Below are 13,996 nucleotides of genomic sequence, written 5' to 3' on the forward strand. Positions count from 1 at the left end.
TTTTTGAGCGAATTTATGACCGATACTGATGTTCTGGCGCCCGTCGAGCAGGAAGGCACGCAGGCCGTTGTTCGCGCCTGGCTGAAAAAAATCGGCGAGGCCGTTGCGGAAGGCGATCCGATTGTCGAGCTTGAAACCGACAAGGTGGCGGTTGAAGTACCCGCCCCCGCAAGCGGGGTGTTAAAGGAGATTGTGATTTCCGAAGACGCCGCCGCGGAACCCGGCGCCGTTCTCGGCCGGATCGGCGAAGGCGAGGCAAAAACCGGAAACGCAGCGCCGGAATCAACAGACGCAACGCCTGAACCGGAAAAAGAAACACCAAAGCCAAATGGCGCAGCGGAAGTCGCCGCAGCGGCGGTTGCAGACAAGGAAAACCGGCTCTCGCCGTCCGTGCGCCGCCTCGTTCTCGAAAACGAACTTGATCCGTCGCAAATCGGCGGCACCGGCAAGGACGGCCGCCTCACCCGCGCCGATGTGGAGACCTATCTGAAAGATGGCGGTAAGCCGGCTAAGGCCCCTGCATTTGCGCGCGCGCCGTCCGGCGGCGCAGGCGCATCGGAAAAAATTCCGCACGACCGGATGCGCCGGCGCATTGCAGAACATATGTCGCACTCCGTCGCCACGGCGCCGCATGTCACCGCTGTTTTCGAGGCCGACTTCACCGCCATCGCCGCCCACCGCGACATGCACAAGAACGACTACGCAAAACGCGGCGTCAAACTCACCTACACCGCTTATTTCCTCGCCGCCTGCGTCGAAGCCATGCGTGTTTCGCCAAAGGTCAACAGTCAGTGGCATGACGATTACCTTGAAGTTTTTGAGGATATCAATATCGGCGTCGGGACTGCGCTCGGCGACAAGGGTCTGATCGTTCCCGTCGTGCAGCAGGTGCAGCGGCGCTCGCTGTTTGATATCGCCAGCGAATTGCAGCGCCTGACGGAAAAAGCGCGTGACGGCGCGCTTGGCCGCGAAGACATCCGTGGCGGCACTTTTTCTATCTCTAATCACGGCACGTCCGGCTCGCTGGTCGCATCCCCCATCATTATTAATCAGCCGCAATCGGCCATTCTCGGCGTCGGCAAGCTGGAAAAGCGGGTTGTGGTGAAAACCGTCGACGGCGTCGATTCCATGCAGATCCGTCCCATGGCCTATGTGTCTCTCACCATCGACCATCGCGCCCTTGACGGCGCGCAGACGAATGCATGGTTGTCTCGCTTCGTGGAGGTGCTAGAGAACTGGCCGCAGCAATAAATGAGCGATCCGATGTTTTCCGATTTGAAGCTTGTCCAGCCTGACGCCATTCTCGGTCTTTCCGCCGCTTTCCGCGCCGATACGCGCGAGGACAAGATCGATCTCGGCGTCGGGGTCTTCCGCACGCCGGATAACCGAACGCCGGTGATGCAAGCTGTCGCGGACGCGCAAAACCAGCTCGTGGAAAACGAAACCACCAAGGTGTACCTGCCGCCTGAGGGCGCGCCAGGGTTTGGCGAGGCTATTGTGGATCTCTTGTTCGGCGCCGGTCATCCGGCGGCGAAGGACGCACGCCTTGCTGCGATCCAGACGCCCGGCGGCTGCGGCGCTTTGCGCATCGGGGCCGAATTGCTGGCGCGGTCGGGCGCCAAATCTATCCATGTGGGCGAGCCCACCTGGGCGAACCACAAACCGCTGATGCAGGCCGCAGGCCTCGAGGTGATCGCGCTGCCGTTTTACAACAAAGAAAAATGCGCCATCGATTTCGATGATTTCATGGGCGGTGTTGAAAGGCTCGGAAAAGACAATGTCCTTCTGCTGCATGGCTGTTGTCATAATCCGACGGGAGCGGATTTAACCAATGCGCAGATCGACGCGATTTTCGATGCGGCGGAAAGCCAGGGCTTTGCTGTCTTTATCGACACGGCCTATCACGGCTTCGGCGAAAGTCTCGATGCTGACGCCTATATGGCGCGCGAGGCGGCCCGGCGTTTACCCTCGGCGCTGATCGCCTATTCCTGCTCGAAAAACTTCGGGCTCTATCGCGAGCGCGCCGGCGCGCTGATCGCCGTCGGCAGGGACGCCGAGCATGCCAAAATCATGGTGAGCCATATGACGTCGCTCGCGCGCGGCAATTATTCCATGCCGCCCGCTCATGGCGGCTTGATCGTGAGCAAGATTTTGCATGACGATAGCCTGCGCGCCGCATGGAAAAACGAGCTTGACCATATGCGCGGCGCCGTCATCGGCAATCGCGAACTTCTTGTGAAGACTGCGCGCGAAATGCAACTCGGCGACCGGCTCGATTTCATCACGCGCCAGCGCGGCATGTTTTCCATGCTGCCGGTGACGAAAGAGCAAACAGACGTCTTCCGTGAAAAGCACGGGGTCTACATGACCGGCAACGGCCGCATCAATATGTGCGGCGTGAACACCAGCAATGTGGAAGCGATTGTCACGGCCTATAAGGACGTAGCGGTTTAATTAAACGTCTCGCCTTTCGCCGCCTTGTCTTTGAGAAATTTTGAGATTTCAAAATCCGCGCCCAGCCTGTCAGCGTGTTTTTCAAGACCGTCGACGATCGTCTGCAGGCCAATCATATCGGCCCAGAACATCGGTCCGCCCGTGTAAGCCGGCCAGCCATAGCCGTTGAGCCAGACGATATCGATATCGGATGCGCGCTGCGCCTTGCCTTCCTCTAAAATCTTCGCGCCTTCGTTCACCATGGGATATAAAAGACGCTCGAGAATTTCCTGGTCGCTGATGTCGCGCTGTTCATTGCCCGATTTGGCGGCGAATTCAGCAATAATGTCCTCGACTTCCTTTGACGGCGATCCGCGACGGTTCTCATCGTAATCGTAAAATCCCTTGCCGGTCTTCTGGCCGCGCCGGTCGCGCTCGCACAGCACCTCGCGAATGGTGGCGCTTTTCGACGTTTCCTTATTCCACCCGAGATCGAGGCCCGCGAGATCCGCCATCTGGAACGGCCCCATGGGCAGGCCGAATTCCGTCAGGACACGGTCCACATCCCAGGGTTTCGCGCCTTCCAGCAGCAGCACCTGCGCCTGATCCTGCCGCTGGCGCAGCATGCGGTTGCCGATGAAACCGAAGCAGACGCCGGCGACAACGGCAACTTTTTTGATCTTCTTGGCGAGAGCCATCGCCGTTTTCAGGACCGGCGCGGATGTTTTTTCCCCGCGCACGATCTCGAGCAATTTCATGATGTTCGCCGGCGAAAAGAAATGCAGACCGATAACCGCCTCCGGCCGCTTGGTAACGGCGGCGATCTCGTCGACGTTGAGGTAGCTCGTATTCGTGGCGAGGATCGCGCCGTCTTTCACTATGGCGTCAAGCGTGTTGAAAACGTCTTTTTTTACATCCATGTCCTCAAACACGGCTTCGATCACCAGATCGCAATCAGCGACATCGTCATATGACAATGTCGGCGTTAATAGGCTCATGGCCTTGTCGACCTGCTTCTGCGTCATGCGTCCGCGCGCGGCCGTGCGCTCGTAATTTTTCCTGATAATGCCGACGCCGCGCTCAAGCGCGGCCTCTTCGCGTTCGACAATCGTCACCGGGATGCCCGCGGAGAGGAAATTCATGGAAATTCCGCCGCCCATGGTGCCGGCGCCGAGGACGCCGACCTTGTTAATCGGAATGACCGGCGTATCAGCTGGAATATCGTCGATTTTGGAGGCGGCGCGTTCTGCAAAAAAGACGTGGCGCAACGCTTTCGATTGATCGCCGGAAACCAGTTTTGTGAACAGCTCACGCTCTTTTTTGACCCCGTCCTCGAAAGGAAGCTCGACAGCGGCGCGCACCGCCTCGATGCAGGCGGCGGGCGCTTCGAAACCGCGCAGGCGTTTTGCGTTGTTCTTTTTGAAATCTTCAAACAGGCCGGGATTTTTTGCATCAGCCGCAATTTTATCCGTACGCTCACTTGTTTTGGGATGCGAAGCATTGCTGATAATGTCGCTGGCGAAAGCGATTGCGTCGGCATCCAACGCATTTTCATCGGCCAGCCGGTCCACAAGCCCGATATCGGCGGCTTTTTTCGCGGCGATGGGATCGCCGGTCACGATCATCTGCAAGGCGTCGCTGACGCCGACAATGCGCGGCAGCCGCTGCGTGCCCCCCGCGCCGGGCAGAATGCCCAGCTTGACTTCCGGCAAGCCCAGCTTCGCTGACGGAACAGCAATGCGGTAGTGACAGCCGAGCGCCACTTCCAGCCCGCCGCCGAGCGCTGTGCCGTGAATCGCGGCGACGACCGGTTTCGCGCTCGCCTCGATCGTGTTGACGACCTCCGGCAGCCACGGGTCCAGCGGCGGCTTTCCGAACTCGGTAATATCGGCGCCGGCGAAAAATGTGCGGCCTTCGCAGCGGATCACCACCGCTTTGACGTCATCATCCTGCGCCGCTTCTTCAATTGCGCCTGTCAGCCCCGCACGTACAGCCTGCCCGAGGGCGTTCACCGGCGGATTATCCGAGGTTACAATTAAAAGGTCGCCTTCTTTGCGGGTGGTGATGACAGCCATTTTGGTTTCCCTTTGTTTCCGTCGCGATGCGCGCCCGCGGTTTATCGCTTTGCCGGCGGCGATATTCAACACCGCCGCACAGGAAAACAGGCGCTCGTTGCGGCGGGGATACCCGCTGCGTCCCGATGCTGGCGGCGAATTTATTAGACTTTTGCGCACGCATCTGCTTAGTACCCTTCCCCCCTCGCCAGGTGGGACGGTCTGGAGAAACTTTACAGACAATGCGGATTGCCGAGATCATACGAAAAAAACGCGATGGCGGCGAGCTTGCCGGCTCCGAGATCAAAGCATTTGTATCCGCACTCGCCGATCACTCCCTGCCGTCTGAACAGGCTGCTGCGCTGGCGATGACGATTTTCTTCCGTTCAATGACGGAAAAGGAAACCGCAGCATTGACGCTGGCCATGGCGCGGTCTGGCGATGTTATCGACTGGCGTCACGAAAATCTCTCCGGGCCCGTTGCCGATAAACACTCCACCGGGGGGGTTGGCGACAAGGTGAGCTTTGCGCTTGCGCCCATCGCCGCCGCCTGCGGCTGCTATGTGCCGATGATTTCCGGCCGGGGTCTCGGCCATTCCGGGGGCACGCTCGACAAGATCGAAAGCATTCCCGGCTATAACGTCAAACCGGACACCGCCGCATTCAAACGCGTGGTGAAAGATGTGGGGTGCGCGATTATCGGGCAGACAGCAAAACTCGCCCCTGCCGACCAGCGGCTTTACGCCATTCGCGATATCACTGCGACGGTGGAATCCATTCCGCTGATTACGGCGTCGATCCTGTCCAAGAAAATCGCCGCCGGCAATCAGGCGCTGGCGATGGACATCAAGACAGGTTCCGGCGCGTTCATGCCTTCGCTGGAAGCCGCAAGAGCGCTCGGCGAGAGCATTGTAGCAACCGGAAACAAGGCGAACTTGAAAACCCGCGCGCTGATAACCGATATGGCCGAACCGCTGGGGCGGACCGCTGGCAACGCCGTCGAAATTGATGAAATTGTCGCCTATCTGAAGAATGAACACCGCGAAGCCCGACTTGACCGGGTCATCAAAGCTCTATGCGCCGATTTGTTGATGATGACGCAAATTGCGAGCGATAAATCAGACGCCGAAGGCAAAGTTGAAACGGCGATCACATCCGGACGGGCTGCGGAGATTTTCGCGCAAATGGTTTCGGCGCTGGGCGGTCCTTCGGACTTTATGGAAAAGCATCGTGCCTATCTGCCGGAAGCGAAATATTCGGCGCCCGTTCCCGCGCCCTCCACCGGTTACCTGGCGAAAATCGATACAAGAAAGATCGGCATGGCGATTGTCAATCTTGGCGGCGGGCGCGCCACAGTCGACGAAGAGCTCGACCATTCCGTAGGGTTCACCCATATCGCCGCAACGGGCGAGGCGGTCGGCGATGACCGGCCGCTCGCGATCGTCCATGCAGGCGATGACAACGCGCTGGCGCAGGCCATAAAATCCTATAAAGACGCTTGTGAAATTTCACAGACGCCGCCGGAAAAACGCCCTGTGATTTATGAAACCATTGCATAACCGTAAGCACAATCTATGACCTGTACGGACGAAGAACTATTTGAACATGCGTTGAAAATTCGCGAGCGCGCCTATGCGCCTTATTCGAAATTCAAAGTCGGCGCGGCGATCCTCGACAAGAACGGCGCCATCCATTGCGGCTGCAATGTGGAAAACGCGGCCTATCCGCTAGGGAACTGCGCCGAAACTTCCGCCATAGCGGCGATGGTGAGCGCCGGCGGCGGGGAAATCGCAAAAATCGCCGTTCTCGGCGGCGCGGATGCGATTACAGAGTGTGCGCCCTGCGGCGGATGCCGGCAGGCTATCGCAGAATTCGCAGGCGAAGACACGGCGGTCCTGTTAAAGGGCGCAGACGGCGTCATTCAGTCCCTGACAGTCGCTGAGCTTCTGCCCCGCGCCTTCCGCCTGAAATCTTAAGTGTGAAACCTCGAACCGCCGTTTTAGGTTTTAATTCATGCTGAAGATTGCTAGATTAAATAGGATGTTATGACTTTGATAGCACAACCCTTTTTCCGGCGCGACGATTGTTTCAAAGCGTGCTGAACGCCTTGACGAACTGTCCGCCGCAACGAACGAAGCAGAACTGAACAACAGGCAAACGACTTGGCGCGCGCACTCATCGGCATACTGGATTCCTTCGGCGTCGGCGCCAGCGAAGACGCGCACAAATTCGGTGATGAAGGTGCGAATACATTCGTGCATATCGCTGAAGCGTGCGCCGCCGGCGATGCGGACAAGGACGGGCTCCGCGCCGGACCGTTGAAAATTCCGAACCTGATGCGGCTCGGTCTCGGCGAACTGGCGCGCGAGGCGACGGGCGCTGAGGCGCCAGTCGCAGGGCCATCCGCTTTCGACGCGGCCTACGGCTATGCGGCCGAACGCAGCTTCGGCAAGGATACGCCTAGCGGGCACTGGGAGATGATGGGCCTACCTGTAGAGTTTGAATGGGGCATGTTTCCTAAAGGCCCGCCAAGCTTCCCGGACGCGCTGCTCGACAAACTGATAGCGCAAGCGGAGCTGCCCGGCTTGCTCGGCGACAAACACGCGTCCGGCACGGTGATTATCGAGGAACTGGGCGAAGAACACATCGAGACCGGCAAACCGATTGTCTACACCTCTGCGGATTCCGTTTTCCAGATCGCCGCGCACGAAAAGCATTTTGGTCTTGAGCGTCTTTATGATGTCTGCAAAGTCGCACGTAAACTCGTTGACGAATATAATGTCGGCAGAGTGATTGCGCGGCCCTTCATCGGCGAACGCAAAGGCGATTTCGTGCGCACCGGCAACCGGAAAGACTACGCAACGCCGCCGCACGCGCCAACGCTGCTTGATCTCTATGCGGAACAAGACCGCCCGGTGATCGGGATCGGGAAGATCAGCGATATTTTCGCCGGCAGCGGCGTCACGAAATCCGTCAAGGCGCATGGCAATGAGGCGCTATTTGACGCCTGGCTGGAAGAAATCGAAAATGCGCCGGATGGCTCCATAATCTTCGCAAACTTTGTGGACTTCGATATGCTGTACGGCCACCGGCGTGACATCGCCGGCTACGCTGCAGCGCTGGAGTCGTTCGACAAGCGCCTGCCGGAGCTGGAGGCCGCGCTGAGACCCGATGACGTTGTCGTGTTAAGCGCCGATCATGGCTGCGACCCCACATGGCCCGGCTCGGACCATACGCGCGAGTTTATTCCGGTGATCGCCTTCGGCGAAAAAGTGAAAGCCGGGTCAATCGGCCGGCGCGACAGTTTCGCCGATATCGGGCAGTCGCTGGCGGCGCATTTAGGCTCCCCGCCGCTGGCGGCGGGTAAGTCTTTTCTGGGGTGATGGTGGAAAGAGTTCTGACATGAACCGTACTAATGTAATGGACCTCGAAAAGCGCCGAAAGGAAAGCGCCGGCGGAAGCAATGGCGATCATGCGCGCAACCCGGGAACTCCTCTTGACCTTGATCTGGTGGATACGGTGCGCGTCAACCGTTCCGCTGCGGAACGGCGCATTGCGACGCTCGCAGGCCGGCGCACCGTAAAGAAAGACTGGCAGGCGGCGTGGCTGTTAAAGGCCATATCCTGCATGGATTTAACAACGCTCGCCGGCGACGATACGGACGGGCGCGTGCGCCGGTTATGCGCCAAGGCGATGCAGCCCGTTCGCTCAGATCTCCTGAAAGATCTGGATGCGGAAGGATTAAACCTCACCGTTGGCGCAGTGTGCGTCTATCACGCATTCATTGAAACGGCGGCGGCGGCCCTGAAGGGTTCGCCCGTTGAAGTGGCGGCGGTTTCCACCGGTTTTCCGGCGGGGCAATCGCCTTTTGAAACGCGCCTCAAGGAAATCGAGCTTTCCGTCGCCGCAGGCGCAACGGAAATCGATATCGTCGTCAGCCGGCGGCATATTCTCAGCGCAAACTGGCGCGCGCTTTATGACGAGGTCAAAGCCTTCCGCGAAGCGTGCGGGCCGGCGCATTTAAAGGCGATCCTTGCAACCGGCGAGCTTGGCTCTATCGGCAAGGTCGGCAAGGCGTCCATGGTCGCCATGATGGCTGGCGCCGATTTCATCAAGACTTCCACCGGCATGGAGCCTGTGAACGCCACCCTGCCCGTCAGCCTCGTGATGATGCGCGCCATCCGGGATTTTCACGACGCGACGGGCGCAAAGGTCGGTTTTAAACCGGCGGGCGGCATCTCCGACGCCAAAACCGCGCTTCAATATCTGGTTTTATTAAAGGAAGAACTGGGGAATGATTGGCTGACGCCAAAACTGTTCCGGTTCGGCGCCTCACGCCTGCTTGGCGATATCGAACGCCAGCTCGAACATCATGCGACCGGGCGTTATTCGGCCGCCAACCGCCACCCGATGGGATAAGCCATGTCCAATACGGCAGAAATTTTTGAAAGTATGGAATACGGCCCCGCGCCGGAAGAGTCCGCATTTGTACGCGACTGGCTGAAGGAAAAATCAGACGGGTTTCAACACTACATCAACGGCGCGTTTACATCCGGCGGCGACGGGCAAAAGACCATCGAGAGCCGGAACCCCGCCGACGGGGAAATACTGGCGCGCTTTTCCGCGGCCGGGGAAGCGGAAGTGGACGCCGCCGTCAGCGCCGCGAAATCCGCCTTTCCGAAATGGGCGAAGCTGTCAGGCCATGAGCGCGCAAAATATCTTTATGCGCTGGCGCGTCTTGTCCAGAAAAATGCGCGATTTCTTTCCGTTCTGGAAACGCTCGATAACGGCAAACCGATTCGTGAAACGCGCGATATCGATATTCCCCTCGTTGCGCGGCATTTTTATCATCACGCCGGCTGGGCGCAGTTGCAGGAAACGGAATTCTCAGACTACGAACCGTTAGGGCCGGTCGGACAGATTATTCCGTGGAATTTTCCGCTATTGATGCTGGCGTGGAAAATCGCGCCCGCGATCGCGCTTGGGAATACCGTAGTGCTGAAGCCGGCCGAATACACAAGCCTCACAGCGCTTTATTTCGCGGAGTTGTGCAAGGAAGCGAAAATTCCGTCAGGCGTCGTTAACATCGTCACCGGCGCGGGCGAGACAGGCGAACTGATCGTGAAGCATCCGGACATCGCCAAGATCGCCTTTACCGGCTCCACGGAAGTAGGCCGCATCATTCGCCGCCAGACGGCGGGTTCGGGCAAAAAACTCTCGCTGGAGCTTGGCGGTAAATCGCCCTTCATCATCTTCGAGGATGCCGATCTTGACGGCGCGGTCGAGGGACTTGTCGACGCCATCTGGTTCAATCAGGGCGAGGTTTGCTGCGCGGGATCGCGTCTTCTGGTCGAGGAAAGCGTCGCCGACAAGGTGACGGAAAAAATCAAACGCCGCCTGTCGTCGTTTCGCATTGGCGATCCGCTCGACAAGGCCGTTGATATGGGCGCCATTGTCGACCCGGTGCAGCGGGACCGTATTCAATCGCTTGTGGCGCAGGGTGAAAAGGAAGGCGGCGACGTCTGGCGCCCGGACATTGAGATTCCGCAAGTCGGCTGCTTTTATCCGCCGACGCTGATTTCCAACGTTTCACCCTCCAACGTCGCCGTGCGCGAAGAAATTTTCGGACCCGTCCTGACGTCCATGACATTCCGTACCCTGAAAGAAGCCGTCGACCTCGCCAACAACACCCGTTACGGGCTCGCCGCGACAATCTGGTCGGAAAACATCAACCGCGCGCTGGAAGCGGCGAGCGCCGTAAAAGCCGGCGTCGTCTGGATCAACACCACTAACGGTTTCGACGCCGCCTGCGGCTTTGGCGGCTATCGCGAATCCGGTTTCGGTCGCGAGGGCGGGCGCGAAGGCGTCTTCGAGTACCTGAAACTGCAAAAAGAATGGGGCGGCGAGGAAAAACCGGCGCCGGCGCCGGAGATCAGCGGCGAACCCGATACTGGCGACCCTGATGGCGGCCTCGACCAGACGCCGAAACAGTTTATCGGCGGCAAACAGAAGCGTCCGGACTGGGGGCGCACCATGCCGGTCGCCGCTCATAACGGGTCTTATGCGGGACGGGTTTCCTACGGCAACCGCAAGGATATTCGCGACGCGGTCGAGGCCGCGTTTAAAGCGCAAGGCTGGGGCGCAACCACCGGCCACGCCCGCGCGCAGATATTATATTTCATCGCCGAAAATTTTTCCAAACGCGCCGATGAATTCGCCAAACGTCTGCAACAGATCACCGGCGTTTCAAAATCGAAAGCGCGCAAGGAAGTGCAAGCCAGCATTTCCCGCCTTTTCGCCTATGGCGCTTGGGCGGACAAATATGACGGACTGGCCCATTCGCCGCCGCAACGCAATGTGGTGCTCGCCATGAACGAGCCCGTGGGCGTGATCGGCGTTGTCTGCCCGGATGCGTCGCCTCTGCTTTCATTCGTTTCCATGTGGGCGCCGGCTGTCGCCATGGGCAACCGCGTCGTCGTTGTCCCCTCGGAGCGCTATCCGCTACTGGCGACGGACTTTTATCAAATTCTCGAAACGTCGGATGTGCCCGGCGGCGTCGTCAATATTGTCACCGGCGAGCACGCAGCGCTGGTCAAAACGCTCGCCGAACACGATCAGGTGGAAGCCATCTGGCATCACGGGTCCGCCGAGGAATGCCAATTTGTCGAGAAAGCGTCCGCCGACAATTTGAAACGGGTCTGGACGAATAATGGACGCTCACGCGACTGGAGCGATGCGCGCACCGGCGAAGGCCGCGAATTTTTGCGTCATGCTTGCGAAGTGAAAAATATCTGGCTGCCCTATGGCGATTAAAGGCGATATACGCATGTGGAATCATACAAGGAGCGTTTTGGCAGGCCTGCTGGCGTCGTTGTTAACGGGTTGCGTCAACGCGCAATCGATGGCTGAAACGACCGGCGGCAATAAAGTTGACGACCGCGAGATTGCGTCGATGATGGAAAAACATTGCATCTCTTGCCACGCTGCAGAGCCAAGCAATGAAATTTATGCCGCGCCCGCGGGCGGGCTTTCCCTTGAAACTTTGGCGAGCGTGCGGGAATTCGCCTGGGAGATCCGCCTGCAAACTGTCGACAGCGATCTCATGCCGCTTGGAAACACGACCGACATGACGCAGGCGGAACGTGAACAGCTCGGCAGCTGGCTCAATCAGCAGGAAGATCAATAGTCCCGCCATGGCGCTTGAGGCTTTCCGCGCACAAATATTGTATGTGAACGACGATCCGCTTCTGGCGGGCAATGACGACGCCGTCCGGTTTTTCGATGACGGGCTTTTGCTCGTGGAAAACGGCTATGTGGTCAATACGGGTTCCTATGTGGAGTTGGCGGACAGCCTGCCCGCTGGCGTCACGCCCCTCCATTTTAAGAACTGCCTGATTACGCCGGGCTTCATCGACACGCATATTCACTATCCGCAAACTGATATTATCGGCGCGCATGGCGCGCAATTGCTCGACTGGCTTGAACGATACACTTACCCCGCCGAAGCGGCCTTCGCCGACCCCGCCCATGCGCGCGAGACGGCGCAATTTTTCCTTCGCGAACTTCTGCGCAATGGAACGACAACTGCGCTTGTCTTCGCCTCCAGTCACGCCGATTCCGTAGATGCAATTTTTGAAGCCGCGCTTGAAAAAAGCATGCGCCTCTATGCAGGCAAGGTGCTGATGGACCAAAACGCCGATGCGGTGCTGTGCGACGGCGCGGATCTCGGCCGCGCCGACACCGTTCGCCTTATTGAAAAATGGCGCGGCAAGGGCCGCCTCGGTTACGCGGTGACGCCGCGCTTCGCACTGACGAGTTCGGCGGAACAATTACGGATGGCGGGAGAAATTCTGCGCGACTATCCGGATGTGTTATTACAAACCCATCTTTCGGAGAATTACGCTGAAATCGAAATGGCGGCGCGTCTGTTTCCAGAGGCTTCGGATTATCTGGATATATATGCGCGCAACGGGTTGCTTACCGGCCGTTCCGTATTCGCCCATGCGCTGCACATGGACGCCGGCGCCTTCAACCGCATCGCTGACGCCAACGCCGCCATTTCTTTTTGTCCCTCATCGAACCTGTTTCTGGGTAGCGGCTTATTTTCGCTCAAAAGCGCGCATGACGCGGGCGCGCAGGTATCTCTCGGTACGGATGTGGGCGCCGGCGCCAGCTTTTCCATGCTGCACATCGCGCAAAACGCTTATAAAGTTGCGCAGATGAACGACAACAACCTTGATCCGTTCACTCTGTTTTATCTGGCGACGCTGGGCGGGGCGCGCGCGCTCAACGCGGGCGACAGGATCGGCCATCTGGCGCCGGGCGCCGAGGCGGATTTCCTCGTGCTTGATTACGCGGCGACGCCCCTGATCGAAAGGCGCATGCGTGCGGCCCGCGACCTTCAAGAGCGTCTGTTTGCTTTCATGATTCTTGGCGATGACCGCGCCGTCAAACAAACCTACATCGCAGGCGCGCTCGCCCATGACCGGGATGGCGCCGCATGAGCAACGCAGCGCCTATCCCGCCTGTCGCAGAGCTTCATTGCCATGTTGAAGCCACAGTTTCACCGGCGGACGCGCGCCGCCTTGCGGCCCGGCATCGGCTCGATATCTCATCCGTCTTCGATGACGCAGGCGCCTATCGCTGGAGAACATTTACCGAATTTCTTCACGTCTACGACGCGGTAAGCGAAGTCGTGCGTACGCCCGAAGACTATTTTGAAATTACCGCTCATTATTTTGAGCGCATGGCTGCGAAAGGTATGATCTATGGAGAACTGATCGTTTCCCCGGCGCACGCTGCGCGTTTCGGCTTACCCTATGCCGTGCTGATGGATGCAGTCGCGAGCGCCATGCGCGAAGCAGAGACGGAAAACAGCGTCGCCGGCCGGATCATCGTTACCGCCGTTCGCCATTACGGCGCCGAACACGCCTTCGAAACCGCAAAAGCCGCCGCCGCTTCGCCGCACCCTTACGTGACGGGGTTCGGCATGGCCGGAGATGAAGCCTTTGGCGCCGCGGCCGATTTCAGATCCGCTTTTGAAATCGCGAGAGACGCCGGCCTCAATTGCACCGTACATGCGGGAGAAATATTGGGACCGGAAAGTGTTCGCGACGCGCTTCAGATCTTCAAGGTGCAGCGGATCGGGCACGGCGTGCGCGCGATCGAAGACCCAGCGCTGGTAGCGGAGCTGGCCGATCGCAGCGTTACGCTGGAAGTTTGCCCTACCTCGAATGTCGCCATGGGGCTTTACCCCTCCATCGCCGAACATCCCGTACGCGTGCTGTCGGAAGCGGGAGTGAACGTCACGCTGAACGCCGACGATCCTGCTTTTTTTGATACCGACCCCGTGGAGGAGTATAAACGCGCCGCGAATGCTCACGGATTTTCATATGATACGCTTTTAGGGTTTACCCGAAACGCTATAGAGGCCGCTTTTTGCGATGACGAAACAAAAACCCGCTTGCTCAACAATATAGCAACCGCCGATGACGAATAAGGAAACGCCC

The 13,996-nt window shown here is 58.8% G+C and carries 11 protein-coding genes; 10 read left to right on the forward strand and 1 reads right to left on the reverse strand.

Translation table 11 applies throughout. The annotated features are described in order from the left end of the window. The first annotated feature begins 15 nt into the window (after positions 1-15). Both ACQK2Q_RS10890 and ACQK2Q_RS10895 read left to right on the forward strand, forming a co-directional pair. The gene (locus ACQK2Q_RS10890) at positions 16-1,251 is read left to right on the forward strand and encodes a dihydrolipoamide acetyltransferase family protein (protein ID WP_425409770.1); all 1,236 of its coding nucleotides are present in this window, start codon (positions 16-18) and stop codon (positions 1,249-1,251) included. Beyond that, positions 1,252-2,454: an aromatic amino acid transaminase gene (locus tag ACQK2Q_RS10895; protein WP_425409771.1), complete on the forward strand. Its 1,203-nt coding sequence runs from the start codon at positions 1,252-1,254 to the stop codon at positions 2,452-2,454. Here ACQK2Q_RS10895 and ACQK2Q_RS10900 read toward each other — a convergent pair. Further along, positions 2,451-4,508, reverse strand: coding sequence for a 3-hydroxyacyl-CoA dehydrogenase NAD-binding domain-containing protein (locus ACQK2Q_RS10900; RefSeq protein ID WP_425409772.1), 2,058 nt, complete (start codon positions 4,506-4,508; stop codon positions 2,451-2,453). The genes ACQK2Q_RS10895 and ACQK2Q_RS10900 overlap by 4 nt on opposite strands. Before the next feature lie 221 nt (positions 4,509-4,729). Between ACQK2Q_RS10900 and deoA the strand changes: the two genes are divergently transcribed. From deoA to add, 8 genes are all read left to right on the forward strand, one after another. Further along, on the forward strand, positions 4,730-6,046 hold the full coding sequence (deoA, locus tag ACQK2Q_RS10905; RefSeq protein WP_425409773.1) for a thymidine phosphorylase: 1,317 nt from the start codon (positions 4,730-4,732) through the stop codon (positions 6,044-6,046). A 15-nt stretch (positions 6,047-6,061) separates the two neighbouring features. Then, positions 6,062-6,463, forward strand: a complete 402-nt coding sequence (gene cdd, locus ACQK2Q_RS10910; protein WP_425409774.1) for a cytidine deaminase — start codon at positions 6,062-6,064, stop codon at positions 6,461-6,463. 186 nt (positions 6,464-6,649) lie between these two features. After that, complete coding sequence (locus tag ACQK2Q_RS10915) at positions 6,650-7,870, forward strand: phosphopentomutase (RefSeq protein WP_425409775.1); 1,221 nt, start codon at positions 6,650-6,652, stop codon at positions 7,868-7,870. A gap of 37 nt (positions 7,871-7,907) precedes the next feature. After that, complete coding sequence (deoC, locus tag ACQK2Q_RS10920; RefSeq protein WP_425411148.1) at positions 7,908-8,906, forward strand: deoxyribose-phosphate aldolase; 999 nt, start codon at positions 7,908-7,910, stop codon at positions 8,904-8,906. A 3-nt stretch (positions 8,907-8,909) separates the two neighbouring features. Continuing rightward, positions 8,910-11,300 carry an aldehyde dehydrogenase family protein gene (locus ACQK2Q_RS10925; RefSeq protein WP_425409776.1) on the forward strand — a complete coding sequence of 797 codons (2,391 nt, stop codon included), beginning with the start codon at positions 8,910-8,912 and terminating at the stop codon, positions 11,298-11,300. Positions 11,301-11,313: 13 nt separating this feature from the next. Then, positions 11,314-11,673, forward strand: a complete 360-nt coding sequence (locus tag ACQK2Q_RS10930; protein ID WP_425409777.1) for a hypothetical protein — start codon at positions 11,314-11,316, stop codon at positions 11,671-11,673. Between the two features lie 7 nt (positions 11,674-11,680). Further along, the gene (gene guaD / locus ACQK2Q_RS10935; protein WP_425411149.1) at positions 11,681-12,991 is read left to right on the forward strand and encodes a guanine deaminase; all 1,311 of its coding nucleotides are present in this window, start codon (positions 11,681-11,683) and stop codon (positions 12,989-12,991) included. Then, positions 12,988-13,986, forward strand: a complete 999-nt coding sequence (gene add, locus ACQK2Q_RS10940) for an adenosine deaminase (protein WP_425409778.1) — start codon at positions 12,988-12,990, stop codon at positions 13,984-13,986. The genes guaD and add overlap by 4 nt, the downstream gene beginning before the upstream one ends. The last annotated feature ends 10 nt before the right edge of the window (positions 13,987-13,996 follow it).

It is taken from the genome of Hyphococcus sp. (assembly GCF_965228385.1).
Lineage (GTDB): Bacteria > Pseudomonadota > Alphaproteobacteria > Caulobacterales > Parvularculaceae > Hyphococcus.